Source organism: Brucella tritici, from assembly GCF_008932295.1.
GTDB classification, from domain to species: Bacteria; Pseudomonadota; Alphaproteobacteria; order Rhizobiales; family Rhizobiaceae; genus Brucella; species Brucella tritici.
The window spans coordinates 123,820-139,845 of sequence record NZ_WBWA01000007.1 but is presented as its reverse complement, the minus strand read 5'-3'; the positions used below and the strand labels follow the sequence as shown (position 1 = coordinate 139,845).

Below are 16,026 nucleotides of genomic sequence, written 5' to 3'. Positions count from 1 at the left end.
GAGGATGGTTCAGCCGGTCTACCTCGTCGATGACGATGAAGCAGTACGAAAGTCGCTTGGCCTTCTTTTGTCGACCATAGACATCGAGGTCAGAAGTTTTGCCGATCCTTCTGCATTTCTGGCCCAACTGCCACGGTTGAAACCGGGATGTATGATTTTTGACATCCGCATGCCGGTCATGACGGGTCTGAAACTTCAGGAGCTGTTAGCCGGACAGGAAATTGACTGGCCGGTGATCATCATCTCTGGCCATGGCGATATCGAAGCCTGCCGTCGCGCCTTTCGAAATGGCGCGGTGGATTATCTTTCCAAGCCGGTCGATGAGCAGGATTTGATCGATGCAATCCAGAAGGCGCAGCAATTGCTTGAACACAGGCTGGGGAGCAAGGCGCTGAGAGCCGAAACGCTGGCACTGCTGGATACGCTGACAACACGTGAACGCGAGGTTCTTGACCGTATCGCGCAAGGATTTACCACCCGGCAAATTGCTGATGGTCTTGAACTGTCGCCGCGCACGATTGACAGCCACCGTGCGGCCATCGGCGCGAAACTGGGCACAACCTCGCAAGCAGAAATGACCCGTTTGTGGCTGGAGGGCCAGCCAAATCCGTAGAACTACCGATAAGATCGTAAATGCTACGGATTTCGCTGGATGCTGGCGGCAACTAAATGTTCCTCATCACAAACGAGGAACGACCATGATCCGTAAACTTGCAATAATCGCTCTGTCGATGGCTCCGGCTACTGCTTTCGCTCAAGCGCTTCCCACCACGCCTTATCTGCCGCTTAATCTCGCAACGAAGGCTGCACAGGCTGCGCTGGATGCCTGCGTTGCCAAGGGCAATAATGTGAGCGTCGCAGTCGTGGCCCGCGATGGATCGACCAAGGTTCTGCTCAAGGCCGACCTTTCCGGCCCGCATACCGGCAATAGCGCTGAAGGAAAGGCGTTCACGTCGGCAGCTCTGGGGCGCGATTCCGGTGAACTTGCAGAGTTTATCGCGTCGAAGCCAGCCAATAATGGCATGCGGGATATGGATTCTCGGTTCGTCATTCAGGCGGGCGGACTGCCAATCAAGATCGGCGACGCGCTGGTCGGTGGCATCGGCGTCGGCGGCGCACCATCAGGTGCAACCGATGCGGAATGTGCTCTGGCCGGTCTTCAGGCTATCGAAGCAAAATAAGAACGAACAAGCGGGGCTGGACATTGTTCAGCCCCGTCTCTTTGCGCGTCCTTCTAATACCAAAACTCGATGAGTTTGGCTCATCGAGTTTTGGTTAAGCCTGTGCGGCGATTGAGCATTTTCAGGGCGTGATGCGTTAGCATCTCAGCGCCCTGGTATAAAGGACGCTGTTGCCTTCAATCTGTGTTGCTCTCCTGCGCCTCAAAAACCGATTGGATTTGTCGGTCTGATTCATCGGAGCCCGTCTTTATCCGGTGTTCGGCTATCAGTTGGCTGATTATCGCCAGAAAGCGCATCAACGTCGGCGACGTGTCACCGGCGCGATAGGTAGCATATAGAGGGATTTCCGGCGGCGAGGGATGAATTGGCTTGAAAACCACTTCCGGCTGCGCAAGCTGTCGCATGCTGGCGGGCAATAGGGCGACGCCGATGTTGGCGCCCACAAGGCTCAGAAGCGATTGCACCTCGACAACCTGCTGGCGAATTCTCGGCGTGAATCCGGCTTTGACACAACACTGATAGAGGAAATCTGCAAATCTCGACTGATGCAGGCCGAACATGACGAACGGCTGATCTTTCAGTTGCATCAAGGAGACGCTGTTCTGGCTGGCGAGAGGATGCGATCTTGGCATGGCTACCATGAGAGCTTCCTGCATGATGATTTCCCGGTGCAGGCCGTCCTGATGCGGCGGCATGCGAAAAAGACAAACATCGATGCGACGCTCAAGCAGTCCCTGTATTTGGAGCGCTGGCGTTAATTCATGGAGCTGCCAGTCGACATCCGGATAACGGCTGGTGAAGATATCGAGCGCTCTGGGAATGATGCCGACCAGCGAAGAACTGATTACGCCAATGTCCAATCGACCGATGGAGCCTGCGGCTGTCATACGGGTCGTCACAACAGCCTTTTCCAACTGCTGGAAGATCAGCGGAACCTGCTCCTTCAAAGCCAGTCCCGCTGCAGTCAGCTCGACATTGTGATGGCTGCGTTTGAACAGCACGACGTCGAGACGGTCCTCCAGTTGTCTGATCTGCTGACTGAGAGGAGGCTGCGACATATTCAAACGGACTGCGGCGCGACCGAAATGGAGTTCTTCCGCGACGACCAGGAAATAACGCAGTGTTCGCAGATCGAACGGTTTCAGATGATTGTAAGCCATATCGAAAACCTCTCGCCAACCGGAACAAACAACACTGTACGTCTCAAAGGGGGAGGGGCGATAGTCCTTGAAAATACGAAACTCTGTTGCTGGATGCGGCGTGTTGTCGGTCCTGCTCATGAACACCCCCGAATAGGAATGATCGCAAAACGCGGCTTGATTTCACTGCCGCCTTGCGTTTATGAGACCCATGTCAGGCGTGGGGATGAAGATCTGGGAGATCTTCAAGGGATGCTGACCGGTAAATTCCTTGCCCGTTCAACAAGGCCCGCGGCTTCCCATTTTCGAGGTTTAAGTGTTCGATATCATTCTTATCTTCGCTGTTCTCAGTGCAACCATGCTGTTTGACTGGACCAAACAGTCTTCAAAGTGATCGCCTGCGGCGGTCCACCTTCCCAGAAGAGCTACAGCCGGCCTTAGGGTCGGCTTTTTTATTGTGATCTGCTTTCCCGATGGGCGTTTCTGAGCTTCGGCGCCGGATTCGACCATATCGAAATCGTCTCACCATGCACTGAAAGCGATATTGTACGTCTTACCATCAATGTGGCGATAGTGGGCAGTGACGAAAATCACTGCTGTCGAAAAATAAGCCTGCCGTCGCCTGGCGAACGGTTGTCGCACCAAAGGGGGACGCAGTTGGTTTTCTCGAGGATCGGTCCTTCACGACCGGGAAAAGGAGACCAATCAATGATCATCGATACCAGTTGCTATCCGACCAATCTGGTCGATCTGGCCTGGCAGCATGATGGCGATCCGTTCAGCGGCGAGCGCCTGATTCAAATGATGGACGGCCCCTATACGATCAACGGCAAACCACGTCGCATCGACAAGGCGTTTATCCAGCCGCCGCAGGGCAACACCATCTATACGTGGACGGATGGGGAGCTAGACGGGCGTCAGTCCATCGATGCCTATATGGCCTATACGCTTGAAATGGTTCAAAAATACCCGGACCGGTTCATTGGCTGCTTCGTCTATAATCCGCGTTGCGGCGTGCAGAACGGGGTCGAGGCCATTGAGCGCTATGTGAAGGAGCATGGTTTCCGCATGGTCCAACTGCAAGCCAATATGCATGCATATCGGCCTGACCGTGCCAAGGACTGGCTGCGCCCAGCGCTCGACAAATGCCGGGAACTGGGTGTGCTCGTCAAGCTGCATACCGGTGATGGCCCCTACAGTATTCCGACGGAGTGGATTCCGCTTATCAAGGAATATCCGGACATCAATTTCATCATGGCGCACTTCGGTGTGCAGACCGGAGGGGTCTACTGTTTCGAGCCTTTCCAATGGGCAATGGAATATCCGAACGTGTTCTGTGAAAGCAGCTGGTGTCTGCAGTCGCGTATCGTTGAATTTGCCAAGGATTTGCCGACGCACAAGATTCTTTACGGTTCAGACACGCCGCCTAACGAACCGGGCATGTGGCTGAATCTGCTCGAAGTGCTTTGCCATGAACCGCCGCAAGGGATGAATCTCGACGAGGATACGCTTGAGGATTACCTCGGCAACAATCTCGCCCGAATGTTGGGCATGGAGCCAACTCCTCCGCCCGCCACCTATCAGGATGCAGTCGCAGAACTTGAACGTCATGGCATCGAAAACAAGCACTACCTGGCGACCCTTGCGTAGTTCAGCGGAGAATCCACATGATTATCGATACCCATCTGCATCCAACCAATCTTGTCGATGAGGCCTGGCGTCATACCGGTGAGCCGTTTACCGGCGAACGCATGCTGAAGCTCATGGACGGTCCGTATATGATCAACGGCAAGCCACGCCGGATCGATATGGGCTTCATTCAGCCGCCGCCCGGTAATACAGGCTACCGCGATGGCAACCGCCGCGGACGCGACGGCATTCGTGACTACATGTCCTATGTCGCCGAGCTTTGCCAGAAATATCCGGACCGCTTCATCGGTAACTTCAACTACAATCCTCGGTGGGGCCCGGAAAATGGCGCTGCGGAACTGGAATTCCATGTCAAGGAATATGGCTTCAAGATGCTGAAGCTGCATTCCAACATGCATGGCTATCGCCCGGACCGCGCACTGGAATGGTTGCGGCCTGCCATGAAGAAATGTGCGGAGCTGGGCGTCGTCGTTCTTATCCATACGGGTGACGGCCCCTATTCGATCCCGACGCAGTTCTATCCCATCATTCGTGAATTTCCGATGGTCAACTTCATCATCGGCCATTTCGGGATACAGACGGGCGGCAACTATTCGTTCGAAGCGTTCTGGATGGCGATGGACACGCCGAATGTCTATTGCGAATCCGGCTGGTGCTTCCAGTCGCGCATCGTGGAGTTTGCAAAGCAGTTGCCGCCGAACAAGATCGTGTTCGGTACGGATTCGCCACCGAACAATCCGGGCATGTGGTTGCGCGAGCTGGAGGTTCTGTGTTCGCCGGAGCCGCAGGGTATGAACCTCAGCGAAGATATTCTCGAAGACTATCTGGGCAACAACATAGCCCGTCTCATCGGTATCGAACCCACCAAGCCTCCCAAGGATCTGGCGGAAGCGGAGAAGCGTCTCAAGGCCACCTACGTCTGAGGCGCTGTGCGGGGTGTGCATGCGCACCCCGCACATTTCAGGAAATGACATCGGGAGGAGTCATGAACGAGCTGCATTCAGTCACCAAGACGGGAACACAGGATTTTCAGAGTTTCGCGAACGTCTACCGGCAACTTTATCCCGATGACGTCGTTCATATCCGCGCCCCCCTGCAGGACGGCCGCGATGTCACCGCACTGGTGGCGACGCTGGCTGAAAAGGGCAGGACACCGATGCTGGTCTGCGATCAGGTTCCGGGCAGCGAGGTGCCGCTGGTCACGAATGTGTTTGCATCGCGCGAAAGGATCGCCCGCATTTTCGGAACGCCTATTTCCGAGCTGCATGGCGAGTACCAGAAACGCGCCAATGCTCCGATCGAGCCAGAATATGTCGCCGACGGCCCAGTGATGGAACAGGTCGACGAAAGCAAGGACGTCGATCTCGACAAACTTCCGATGATCCGGCATTTCGAGAGTGATCGCGGCCCCTACATCACAAATGCCATCATTGTTGCGAGCGATCCTGAAACCGGCATTGCCAATCTCAGTTATCACAGGTCGATGCGGCACTCCCAGTCGGCACTGGCAACGAGCCTGCATTCGCGCGGGCATCTATGGCGCATGTATCAGACGGCGCGTGAAACCGGCCGGCCGCTGCCGGTGGCGATGGTGGTTGGAGCGCATCCGCTTTTCATGCTGGCTGCTTCCGCGCGGTTGCCATTCGGTGCAGATGAGCGTGCTGTTGCCGGCGGGCTGATGCGCGAGCCGTTGCGTCTGGTCAGAACACCACGCTACGCCATCGGTGTTCCGGCGGCGGCAGAATATGTGCTGGAGGGGCATCTTGATCCCCATGCACATGTCGAGGAAGGACCATTTGGCGAGTTCTCTGGCTATTCTTCGGACCGGTCGACCAATACGCTGTTTCACGTAACGGCTGTCATGCGTCGTCGGACGCCTTGGCTGGTCGATGTCGTGGGCGGTGCGACGGACGAGCATCTCAACCTTGCCCGCCTGCCGCGGGAAGCTGAAATGTTCGAGAAGCTGAAAGCGCGGTTCCCCTCGGTAACGAGGCTGCACTATCCCACCTCCGGAACGCATTTTCACTGCTATGTCGCGTTGAAGCAAAGTCGGCCCGGCGAAGCGCGCCAGGTGATGCTGGGCCTTCTCGGCTGGGACCCCTATCTGAAAACGGTCATAGCCGTCGACGACGATATAGACGTCACGCAGGACAGTCAGGTGTTGTGGGCAATGGCCACGCATTTCCAACCGCATCGTGATCTTTTCACGATTGACGGTCTGCCCGGCAGTCCGCTCGATCCATCGTCAAGTTCTGACGGTACGACGTCGCGGCTGGCGCTCGATGCGACGCGAAGCCCTGATTTTCATGGCATTCGTGCCGTGATTGGCGACGATGCGCTCGGGCGTGCGCGCGATCTTCTGGGTGGTCTGACCGGAATAAGACCAACGGGAACGCCGTCATGAACGCCGTCTCTCCACGACCACACGACTACCGCCCGCGCATGGTGGTTGGGATCAGCGGTGCGTCAGGCTTCGTCTACGGCTTTCGCCTTCTCGAAATCCTGCAGCAGCTCCAGATAGAAACGCATGTTGTGGTGAGCCGGTCGGCGCTTCTGACCATGACCCACGAGACCGACTACAAACTCGCCGATATTCGTGAGCTGGCAAGCTATCTCTACAAATCCGACGATATGGCTGCCAGCATTTCGAGCGGGTCCTTCAGAACCATGGGTATGGTCGTGGTGCCGTGCTCGATGAAAACGCTTGCGGAAATTGCGCATGGCCTGTCGGGGAGCCTGATCAGCCGGGCAGCCGATGTTACGTTGAAGGAAAGGCGAAAGCTGGTGCTGCTGGCCCGCGAGACGCCGCTGACGCAGACCCATATCGCCAACATGCTGACCGTCACCCAGATGGGCGCCATCGTGACGCCCCCTGTTCCCGCCTTTTATGCCAGACCGGCAAGCATCGCGGAGATGGTCGATCACACGGTTGGCCGGGTTCTGGATCTTTTCGATCTGGAGACGGGTGGCGTGCGGCGATGGCTCAAAATGCCCTGACAACGATAATCCAAGGGAGAAGAACGATGTTGAAGACAGTCAAGGACAAGATTCCGGTCACCGTGCTTACCGGCTTTCTCGGCTCCGGCAAGACAACGTTGCTGAACTACATTCTGAAGGAAAATCACGGCATGAAGATCGCTGTGATCGAGAACGAGTTCGGGGAAATCGGCATTGATGGCGATCTGGTCGTCGGCAGCACGGAAGAAATCTTCGAAATGACCAATGGCTGCGTCTGTTGTGTGGCCGAGGCACGTGACGATCTTCTGCGGGTTATACGCCAGCTTCTGGCGAGACCGGAACGTCTCGATCATATCATTATCGAGACGAGCGGACTTGCCGATCCTTATCCGGTGGCCCAGACTTTCTTTCTCGATGATCCGATCCGCAATGAAACCAATCTCGACGGAGTCATAACGCTGGTCGACGTCAAGCATATTCGCCAGCATCTGGACGATATCCATCTGGATGGCATCGACAATCAGGCGGTCGATCAGATCGTCTGCGCGGACCGTATCGTGCTCAACAAGGTGGATCTGGCACAGGACGCTGATATTGCCGATGTAAGCAGACGCATCCGCCAGCTCAATGAAACCGCGGATATCGTGCTGTCGAGCTATGCGCAGATCGATCTCACCAAAATCCTGGGACTGGCGGCCTTCGATCGTAATCGCAAGATGGCTGCCGAGATCGATTTCGACTGGCACGCGCACAATCATAATCACCATAGTGATGGGCACGGCGATGGTCACGTTCATGACCACGAGGATCACGGTCATGAACACGCATGGTTCGGGGATGCCAGCCATACCCATGACACGTCGGTCACGTCCGTCGGTATCGAACTTCCGGGCAATATGGACCCGCAGAAAATTTCGCGATGGGTGCAGGAACTCAAGCGACAGAACAACGAGAATCTGTTTCGAATGAAAGGCATCTTTTCCGTTCAGGACGATGACTATTGCTATGTCCTGCACGGCGTCCACAACGAGATCGAATTCCGCCCCAATCATCCATGGGCAGGGGATGAACGCTCGAACAAGATGATCTTCATCGGGCGCAATCTCGACCGGGCTTCGTTGCAGGCCCGCATCGAAGCATGTCGGGCATAATGACCCGCAATCGACCGGCTTCGGAGCCGGGAGTTTATCTGCTGCATCGCTTGGTGCGGGGATGATTTCCGAAGCCGGTTTGATGGAACAGGCGATGAAAACGTCAAGACAAGACGTCACGAAAGGAACGGCCACAAGTCGTTGGAAATTGACTCAATAAGGGGAACAACGATGACATCTGCAATACATCCAGTCGATGAAATATTACCTGCCAAGAAAACACTTACTCTGGCGCTGCAGCACGTTGCGGTGTCCTATGTCGGATCGGTTGCGGTACCGCTGATTATCGCCAATGCGCTCGGCTTCAGTTCCGAGGAAACTATCCTCCTGATCAGTGCCACCTTCTTCTGTTCAGGTATTGCGACGCTACTGCAAACTATAGGTTTCTGGCGTTTCGGCGTCCGTCTTCCGATCATGAACGGGGTCGCCTTTTCCAGTGTCTCGGCGATCATCGCTATCGGCTCCATGCCGGGGGTGGGGATAGCGGGCATCTGCGGTGCCGTGATTGCAGGCGGCATCTTCATCATGCTGATCGCACCGGTTACCGGACATCTGCGTCGCTTCTTTCCGCCCGTCGTCACGGGTTGTATTGTCACCGCCATTGGCGTGCAGCTTCTGCCGGAAGCCTATCAGTGGGCAGGCGGCGGACGTGGCCAGTCGGATTTTGGCGACCCTGCTTTTCTGGGCGTGGCGCTGCTGGTGCTGATCGTTATCCTTGCGTTCAATAGGTTCGGATCGCCGCTCCTGAAAAATCTGGCCGTGCTTTTCGGTATGGGTACGGGCGCTCTGGTCGCCTTTCTTCTGGGAATGGGCAATTTCAACCCGGTAGAAACCGCCCCTTGGATGACCGTGCCGACGCCATTCCATTTCGGACTGCCGACTTTCGCCGTCCTGCCGTTCATGACGATTGTGATCGTGATGATCGTCCAGACAGTGGAATCCATGGGGCTGTTCATTTCAATCGGTGAGATCGTCGACAAGGATGTTACGCCTGAGCAGGTCGCCGACGGTGTACGTGCCAATGGCCTTGCCAGTGCGGTTGCAGGGGTCTTCGCGGGCTTTCCTTTCATTGCTCACATGGAGAATGTTGGTCTGGTCATTTTGAGCGGTGTGCGCAGCCGCTGGGTTGTTGCGCTCTGTGGTTTCATGCTGTGCGTCATCGCCTTCTTTCCCAAGTTCGGAGCAGTCCTTGCGGCGGTGCCTGCACCGGCGCTCGGTGGAGCAGCGGTAGCAATGTTCGGTATCGTAGCTGCGGCTGGTATCCAGTCCCTGTCCAAGGTCGATTACGCGAATAATCAGTATAATATCCTGATCGTTGCACTGACGCTGGCTATCGCTTTCATTCCGATCATGTCCCCCAATCTGTTCCAGCAATTGCCGGACTGGACGCAGTCCATCCTGCATTCGAGTGTTGTGGTTGCTTGCGTGGTTTCCGTTACGCTCAATCTCGTCCTCAACGGATTGGGCGACAGCAATCAGGCTCATGAAAGCCATCATGACGGTCATCTGGCCGAGGCGAAGTCCCAGACCAACGGTGGCTGAGCACAACCATCTGCGGCGCCGGGCAGAGAGCCCGGCCTGCACGCCGGAGGTTCGCATCCGCCCGCTATAGAGGCTGTGGAATGCAGGCCTGCGGGGCCGCCCGTTTTACCTTTTCAGCTCCATTCAGATAGTGAGGTTCACGATGGATAATCTGTTCCAGCAATCCAACGCGCCGTGCCGCCGCCTTGTCCGGGGAGGACTGGTTGTTGTCGGCGCCCGCGATGTCCGACAGGCCGACATGTTGATTTCGGAGAAGGGCATCATCCTGGATATTGCGCCCGACATCGAGCCTGAAGGCGACATGCAGCTTATCGATGCGGCAGGCTGCATCGCTTCGCCGGGTCTGGTGGACATGCACCAGCATCTCGACAAGACCGGCGTATTGCGTTTCGCACCCAACCCATCCGGCACGTTGCAGGGCGCGCGCGACGCTTTTGCGAAATATGCGCGGCAGGCCCCGCCTGACGACATTCTCAAGCGGGCGTCCCGAACCATTGAGCGTTGTCTCAGCCGTGGCACCACAGCTATCCGAAGTCATGTGAATGTGGACAAGGATGCGGGCTTCAATGGCATAGAAGCTCTGGCGAAATTGCGGTCGGATTGGGCTGACCGGGTGAAGCTGCAGCTTGTGGCGTTCATGATCCCGCATCCGGGGCAGGACCTCGACTGGCTGGAGGCCAATATCGATCGAGCGGTTGCGCTGGCCGATGCCGTGGGGGGCACGCCCGCAGTGGCGGAAGACCCGGAGCGTTATCTCGATATCCTGTTCGCCGCTGCTGCACGGCATGGCCGTCCAGTCGACCTGCATCTCGATGAACATCTCAACCCGCAACGCCCGCTTTTCAACGCCGTCTTCGAGCGGGTCCGCCGCTATGGTCTGGAGGCACGTACCGTGCTCAGCCATGCTTCGGTTCTCAGTGCGATGAACCGGCCGGATTTCGAAGCGATCCTGGAACAGATCATCGCGTTGAAACTTGGCGTCGTCACGCTGCCGGCAGCCAATCTTTATCTGCAAGCGCGCGATTGCGACAAGCTGCCACCGCGTGGGCTGACGCGGGTGGCAGAGATCGTGCGCGCCGGTGTGCCTATTGCCACGGCCTCGGACAATATCGAAGATCCTTTCGTTCCGACCGGCTCGGGCGACATGCTGGAAATTGCACGCTGGACCCTGCTTGCAGGTCATCTTAAGGGCGATGAACTGGCCACTGCCTATGCGATGATTACCGCAATCCCTGCAAAACTCATGGGTCTCAAGGATTATGGCTTGCATCGCGGCGCACGGGCTGATTTTCTCCTGGCCAAAGCCGAAAGCATCGACGGCTTCGTGGCCGGCGGAACACCGCATTTGCGGGTTTTCTCCAATGGAACGCTTGTATCGGAGACGCAGATCGCCACGGTCACCGCGGCGAAGACGCAATCCGTTGCGCGCGAACCGGCCTGAGACGTCGCACGCTCCGGACAAAGCGGAGGGGACAGAATGGCCGGGGAATCGGCAAAGCGACTGACAGCATTCGGCATGGTTATCCTGCGCGAGGCGATCAGCGTCTACTGGACGCTGATCAAGATCATGCTGCCGGTGATGGTGCTGACGCAGCTTGCAATCGAGATGGGCTTGATCAAGGCCATCTCACCTGCCTTCGCCCCCGTCATGCAGTTCGTGGGGTTGCCTCCGGAGGCAGGTTTTGTCTGGGCGATGAACCTTCTGGTCGGAGTGTGGAGCGGGGCAGTGGTGATGTTCGCCGTCTTGCCGGTCGACACACTGACCTCGGCACAGGTGACAATCCTCAGTTCGCTTTTCCTCTTCGCCCATGCTCTTCCTATCGAACAGCGCATTGTGCAAAAGGCAGGCCCGCGTTTGATCGTCTCGACACTGATCCGGCTTGGTGGCGGGCTTGTCTTTGCGTGGGGGATCAAGCTGGTTTCCAGCCATACCGGCTGGCTGGCGGAACCGGCGGCGCCGAGCTGGGTGCCGGGCCATTATGATTCAAGCTGGAGCAGCTTCGTCGCCGATACGGCGTCTACGCTGGTCTGGATATTTGTTGTTCTGCTCGGTCTGGTGGCGGTGTTGAGAACGATGGATGCGCTCAATGTGACGCGCTTTCTCAACCTGCTTCTTTCACCCTTGTTGCGCTTGCTCGGCATATCGAAGGATGCCGCTCCACTGACCGTTGTGGGGCTGGTGCTGGGACTATCCTATGGCGGTGGCCTCATCATTCGCGAAGCGCAGCGCGGACACCTCCAACCTCGGGACGTCTTTCTCGCGTCGAGTTTCATGGGGCTCTGCCACAGTCTGATCGAAGATACGCTGATCGTGGTGGCTCTCGGTGCGGATATCTATGTGGTCCTGTTCGGCAGGCTGATTTTCTCCGTTTTGCTGGTTGCGATATTTGCCAGATTTCTGCGCGGAACGGGCGATGCGTTCTTCTTCCGCTTCCTTTATCGGGATACGCTGCGCGGCAAATCGCGCTCGCAATACGGACAGGCACTAGTGGATTGAATTTGACGTTTGATACCCGTCCGATACAAATCTCGTTTCAAACGTCAAATTCGAAAAATCCACTAGATTCATAGGGTTATTAGTGGTCTTTTTGATTCCGACATTTGCCCGGCGCTCATATCCGAGGGATGCAAATGCCGGATTCAGACCACTGGAACAGCCAACGGATTCTTAGATGCCGCTTTCAAAAACGGCATCTTTCCATTCAAGCTGCCTCTCTCAAGGCACGGATAGTTACAGTGGTCTGGCGCATGAGAAACGAATATTGACCGACACGACTGAAAGCGCAGGCGCGATGAATCTCGCGCAAAAGGCTTACTCGACATTGCGCCGCGTGGATCAGGGTTTAAGGCTGATCCAGTATGAGCCTTCAAAGGGGACTGCCGCAAAACGTTTGTTGATCTCTGCCAGTGTCGCTTCGGGGCTGATATCGGCGAACAGTTCTGGTCGCAGCCAGACGGCGAAGGCTTCTGCCGCCAGAATGTTCAGAGGAACGGCATTAAAGAAGTTCCACAATCCATGCACGCGCTTATCGTGCACGGCCTTTAAACCGGCACGGAAAGGGTTCTTCAAGGCGTTTGAAAGCGTGTCGCGCGCTTCCTGCTCGCTGACGCCTGGTCCAATTGAAAAGCCGCTATATTTCCGTCCCGGGGATGAGGTGGCGATGTAAACCTGTGGATCGGCAGCAACGATAAATTCGCTGCTAACTATGGCTCCCTGTGGTGGTCCGTCCGCAGCGATATTTCGGCTGCCGGTCAGTGTGATGAACTCGCCCATGCTGCTTCGTCCGTAGGCGTAGCAGCATTGGTCGGCATTGGGAAAGGCTTCAAGCAACACGGTCGGGCCAGCATCACTCCCGGCGCCGTTCTTCGCCACCCGATCATGAATTCGGGCAATGCGCTCATCATAGAAATCGGCAAATGCGTTGGCTTGTTCCTCGCGGTTGAGTACCTTGCCCAGCAGACGCATATTCTTTGAGGTGTTTTCGAGTGCATGGTTGCCGAAATCGACCACGATCACCGGTATGCCCATTTTCTCGAGATAGGCGATAGCCTGTACACCTTCATCATTACGCATCTGCCAGTCTGACAGAATGGCCAGATCAGCTTTGACTGAAACGATCTTCTCGACCGAAACTGTCATGCCGTCGCCTATGATTGGCAGCTTGTCAATTTCCGGAAAGCGCTCTTTGAAACCGGCGTAGATTTCAGGGTTGTCGCCCTTGAGGTCGTCGGCCCAACCGGCCAGCAGGCTGACGGGATCGGGATGGATAAGTGACAATGCAATCAAATTGAAGCCGCTGCCAAGCAGCACGGACTTCGGCTGGGCTGCAATGGTAACGTCCCGGTCAAGCGCATCCTTGACATGAATGGGATAGGTGACATCTGCAACAGCGCTGTTACCAAGGGCCAGCCAAATTACGGTCAGACAGACAACAAGACGGATCATTTCATTACTTTCTGGAGCGGTTCCAGTTAACGCGGAGCCGCTCCAAGTATTTGTTTCGTCGCATTATCCTGCGCAAAGCCGCTTCCCACTTTTGCTGGAAATGCTCTAAATTCAGATAGCGCTCTCAGGCTCCGGGGGGCTGAGAGCTTCATTTTGCATACTGGCGCTACCATGAGTATTTCAGGCTGCCGACAACCGTACGACCCTGATCGCGATAACAGAAACCTGCAGAACAGACCGGCTTGCGCGTGTCGAAGAGGTTGGTGGCGTTGACTTGCAGCTTTACGCCTTCATAGTCTTTCTTGATGGCGCCAAAATCGAAATCAATCGCAGCATCGACGAAAGCGCGGGAACTGTTTTTCATCGTGTTTTCGTCATTGCCGTAGCTGGAACCGACAAAGCGTACGCCTGCGCCGACACCCAGACCGTAGAGAAAAGTGTTCTCGGGCAATTTATAGTGTGCCCAGGCCGACGCCATGTGGGTCGGAACGGACGAGATTTCATTGCCAACTGTGCCTTCCGGCCCGTCCTTGATACTGGTCTGCATGTAGCTATAGGACGCAATGAGGGAGAGGCCATTGTCGAGACTGGTACTGGCTTCCAGCTCCAAGCCGCGTGAGCGCAGTTTACCGCGCTGCACCTGAATGTTGGCCGGGCCTGTATCGAGTTCAACCACTTCGTAATAGAGGCCGTTGTCCTGATTGATGTTGAACAGGGCTGCCGTCAACAAGGTATTGCTGTTGGGCAGTTGATACTTGATTCCGATTTCCTGCTGGTCACTTTCCGTTGGCTCGAACGGATTGCCTGTTGCCTGGTTTACACCGGCATTGGGCGAAAAAGCGGTCGAATAGCTGGCATATGGCGTAATGCCCCAAGGCGTCTCGTAGGTCACGCCGGCGCGCCATGTGAAGGCCTTGTCGCTCTGATCGAAATCGGTGGACGTGCTGGTTGTCAGATCGGTGTTTTTCGTGTCGGTACTGACCCAGTCCTGGCGACCGCCAAGGGTAATGGTCCAGGCATCATAGCGGATCTGATCCTGCAGATAGATGCCAGCCATAAGCTGGTCCTGAACGTCTTTTTTCTGGAAATCTATTGGTGCTACGGGGCGTCCCATGGACGGATGTCTGGTGTCCAGCGGCGGCGTGTAGCCATAACCGTTCAATCCCTTCCATTGCAGCTTTGTCAGGTCGACTCCAGCTAGGAATCTGTGCTCAAAATTGCCGGTATCGAAATTTGCTTCCAGTTGGTTATCGATAGTAAAGCTGGTCAGCCGCTCTTCAAAAGTGCCTGCGCTGCTGTCGAGAAGCAATGGGTCGTCTTCATTGGCCTGATAGGCAAAGGCCCAGTCGGCTCCGATTTTGGTCGATGCAAGGCGGGCATTCTGGCGGAACACGAATGTGTCGTTGAGGCGGGTTTCGAATTCATAGCCGATACGCCCCTGAGTTTGGACCGAGTCGTTGAAAGCGGTATTGCCTGCAAAGAAGTCGGAGACCCTGTCCGTGGCGGCATCATAATAATAAGCAGCCGTGCCGCCGGTTTTGGTACGGGAGAACTCGCTGAGGATTGTCAGGCGCGTGTCTTCGTCTGGTTTCCACGTCAAGGCCGGTGCAATGTAAATGCGGTCGTCTGGAACCGAGGGCTGTTCGGTATCGGAATTGCGCCAAAGGCCTGTCAGGCGATAGTAAAGCGGGTCGCCTTCCTTGACCGGGCCGGATAGATCGAACTGGGTCTGATAGCGATTGTTGGTGCCATATTGGACCTGCACCTCATGCAGCGGGGTTTCGGTCGGGCGCTTGCTGATGAGGTTGAACAGGCCACCCGCACCGGAAGCTCCGTATAGGGCTGACGATGGGCCGCGCAAAATGGAAACGCCTTCCAGACCGTAAGGTTCGGTCTTGAACAGTGCGGAGCTGGCTCCGGGCTGGCGGAGATTGTCGCGGAACACACCGGTATATGTGACGTCGAAGCCACGTACAGTGAAAGCGTCGAACCGCGGATCGAAGCCGTAGCCGCCAACGCGTGCACTGGGTGTATAGGCGATGGCGTCGAGCAAGCTCTGCGGATTGCGGTCTTCAAGCTGCTGCTGGGTAACAGAGGAAATGGACTGCGGGGTCTGTACAAACGGCGTATCAATCTTGGCGCCGGTTGCGCTGCTGCGTGCCACATAACCGTCCGCATCAATTACGCCGCCGCTGCCGCCATCTATGACGATCTTGTCGAGAACGATTGCACCATTCTCCGTCGAAGAGGAGGTGGACTGCTCCTGCGCTATTGCCGTAGCGGCAAGAGCGATGAGGGATGTACCAGCCAGAATTGTGCGGCGGAGAGGCATGCAATCTGAACGCATAAAGAATATTCCCAACATGATTTCGACAATCATGAGTGATATATTCATGTATTAATACGGGCAAGAAATTACATGATGAAAATAGTCATGTTTGATGGCCTGTAGTCATCCT

Annotated in this window: 13 protein-coding genes; 10 read left to right on the top strand and 3 right to left on the bottom strand. The window is 56.1% G+C overall.

Features of this window, described 5'->3' with window-relative positions:
- The first annotated feature begins 4 nt into the window (after window positions 1-4).
- Entirely contained in the window at window positions 5-613 is a 609-nt protein-coding gene (locus F9K91_RS09930; RefSeq protein ID WP_151558495.1) for a response regulator transcription factor, read from the top strand.
- A gap of 85 nt (window positions 614-698) precedes the next feature.
- A complete protein-coding gene (locus F9K91_RS09925) occupies window positions 699-1,181 on the top strand; it encodes a GlcG/HbpS family heme-binding protein (RefSeq protein WP_151652145.1) in 483 nt (160 codons plus the stop codon).
- A 176-nt stretch (window positions 1,182-1,357) separates the two neighbouring features.
- Here the strand turns inward: F9K91_RS09925 and F9K91_RS09920 are convergent, their stop codons facing one another.
- The gene (locus F9K91_RS09920; protein WP_235912845.1) at window positions 1,358-2,461 is read right to left on the bottom strand and encodes a LysR substrate-binding domain-containing protein; all 1,104 of its coding nucleotides are present in this window, start codon (window positions 2,459-2,461) and stop codon (window positions 1,358-1,360) included.
- 567 nt (window positions 2,462-3,028) lie between these two features.
- On the opposite strand from F9K91_RS09920, the gene F9K91_RS09915 reads away from it, so the two are divergent.
- The 8 genes from F9K91_RS09915 to F9K91_RS09880 all read left to right on the top strand — a co-directional run bounded on the left by F9K91_RS09915 (window position 3,029) and on the right by F9K91_RS09880 (window position 12,118).
- Window positions 3,029-3,970, top strand: a complete 942-nt coding sequence (locus F9K91_RS09915; protein WP_061347578.1) for an amidohydrolase family protein — start codon at window positions 3,029-3,031, stop codon at window positions 3,968-3,970.
- A gap of 17 nt (window positions 3,971-3,987) precedes the next feature.
- Window positions 3,988-4,893, top strand: a complete 906-nt coding sequence (locus tag F9K91_RS09910) for an amidohydrolase family protein (protein WP_010660438.1) — start codon at window positions 3,988-3,990, stop codon at window positions 4,891-4,893.
- Window positions 4,894-4,955: 62 nt separating this feature from the next.
- Window positions 4,956-6,374 carry a UbiD family decarboxylase gene (locus tag F9K91_RS09905; protein WP_151558502.1) on the top strand — a complete coding sequence of 473 codons (1,419 nt, stop codon included), beginning with the start codon at window positions 4,956-4,958 and terminating at the stop codon, window positions 6,372-6,374.
- Window positions 6,371-6,967 carry a UbiX family flavin prenyltransferase gene (locus tag F9K91_RS09900; RefSeq protein ID WP_061347580.1) on the top strand — a complete coding sequence of 199 codons (597 nt, stop codon included), beginning with the start codon at window positions 6,371-6,373 and terminating at the stop codon, window positions 6,965-6,967. The genes F9K91_RS09905 and F9K91_RS09900 overlap by 4 nt, the downstream gene beginning before the upstream one ends.
- 26 nt (window positions 6,968-6,993) lie before the next feature.
- Window positions 6,994-8,079, top strand: a complete 1,086-nt coding sequence (locus F9K91_RS09895) for a CobW family GTP-binding protein (protein ID WP_151558505.1) — start codon at window positions 6,994-6,996, stop codon at window positions 8,077-8,079.
- A gap of 171 nt (window positions 8,080-8,250) precedes the next feature.
- Window positions 8,251-9,621 carry a nucleobase:cation symporter-2 family protein gene (locus F9K91_RS09890; protein ID WP_151652151.1) on the top strand — a complete coding sequence of 457 codons (1,371 nt, stop codon included), beginning with the start codon at window positions 8,251-8,253 and terminating at the stop codon, window positions 9,619-9,621.
- Window positions 9,622-9,922: 301 nt separating this feature from the next.
- Window positions 9,923-11,062 (top strand): amidohydrolase family protein, encoded by a 1,140-nt coding sequence (locus F9K91_RS09885; RefSeq protein ID WP_235912860.1) that lies wholly within the window; start codon window positions 9,923-9,925, stop codon window positions 11,060-11,062.
- A gap of 36 nt (window positions 11,063-11,098) precedes the next feature.
- Window positions 11,099-12,118: a nucleoside recognition protein gene (locus tag F9K91_RS09880; RefSeq protein ID WP_151677710.1), complete on the top strand. Its 1,020-nt coding sequence runs from the start codon at window positions 11,099-11,101 to the stop codon at window positions 12,116-12,118.
- A gap of 339 nt (window positions 12,119-12,457) precedes the next feature.
- Here the strand turns inward: F9K91_RS09880 and F9K91_RS09875 are convergent, their stop codons facing one another.
- Both F9K91_RS09875 and F9K91_RS09865 read right to left on the bottom strand, forming a co-directional pair.
- Window positions 12,458-13,567: an ABC transporter substrate-binding protein gene (locus F9K91_RS09875; RefSeq protein WP_151677709.1), complete on the bottom strand. Its 1,110-nt coding sequence runs from the start codon at window positions 13,565-13,567 to the stop codon at window positions 12,458-12,460.
- 166 nt (window positions 13,568-13,733) lie between these two features.
- Complete coding sequence (locus tag F9K91_RS09865) at window positions 13,734-15,914, bottom strand: TonB-dependent siderophore receptor (protein WP_151677707.1); 2,181 nt, start codon at window positions 15,912-15,914, stop codon at window positions 13,734-13,736.
- Window positions 15,915-16,026: the final 112 nt, after the last annotated feature.

Excerpts from the sequence above, each read along its gene's own strand:
- F9K91_RS09930 (WP_151558495.1), top strand. The coding sequence starts at position 5 with ATGGTTCAGCCGGTCTACCTCGTCGATGACGATGAAGCAGTACGAAAG.
- F9K91_RS09925 (WP_151652145.1), top strand. The coding sequence starts at position 699 with ATGATCCGTAAACTTGCAATAATCGCTCTGTCGATGGCTCCGGCTACT.
- F9K91_RS09920 (WP_235912845.1), bottom strand. The coding sequence starts at position 2,461 with ATGAGCAGGACCGACAACACGCCGCATCCAGCAACAGAGTTTCGTATT.
- F9K91_RS09915 (WP_061347578.1), top strand. The coding sequence starts at position 3,029 with ATGATCATCGATACCAGTTGCTATCCGACCAATCTGGTCGATCTGGCC.
- F9K91_RS09910 (WP_010660438.1), top strand. The coding sequence starts at position 3,988 with ATGATTATCGATACCCATCTGCATCCAACCAATCTTGTCGATGAGGCC.
- F9K91_RS09905 (WP_151558502.1), top strand. The coding sequence starts at position 4,956 with ATGAACGAGCTGCATTCAGTCACCAAGACGGGAACACAGGATTTTCAG.
- F9K91_RS09900 (WP_061347580.1), top strand. The coding sequence starts at position 6,371 with ATGAACGCCGTCTCTCCACGACCACACGACTACCGCCCGCGCATGGTG.
- F9K91_RS09895 (WP_151558505.1), top strand. The coding sequence starts at position 6,994 with ATGTTGAAGACAGTCAAGGACAAGATTCCGGTCACCGTGCTTACCGGC.
- F9K91_RS09890 (WP_151652151.1), top strand. The coding sequence starts at position 8,251 with ATGACATCTGCAATACATCCAGTCGATGAAATATTACCTGCCAAGAAA.
- F9K91_RS09885 (WP_235912860.1), top strand. The coding sequence starts at position 9,923 with ATGCAGCTTATCGATGCGGCAGGCTGCATCGCTTCGCCGGGTCTGGTG.
- F9K91_RS09880 (WP_151677710.1), top strand. The coding sequence starts at position 11,099 with ATGGCCGGGGAATCGGCAAAGCGACTGACAGCATTCGGCATGGTTATC.
- F9K91_RS09875 (WP_151677709.1), bottom strand. The coding sequence starts at position 13,567 with ATGATCCGTCTTGTTGTCTGTCTGACCGTAATTTGGCTGGCCCTTGGT.
- F9K91_RS09865 (WP_151677707.1), bottom strand. The coding sequence starts at position 15,914 with ATGCGTTCAGATTGCATGCCTCTCCGCCGCACAATTCTGGCTGGTACA.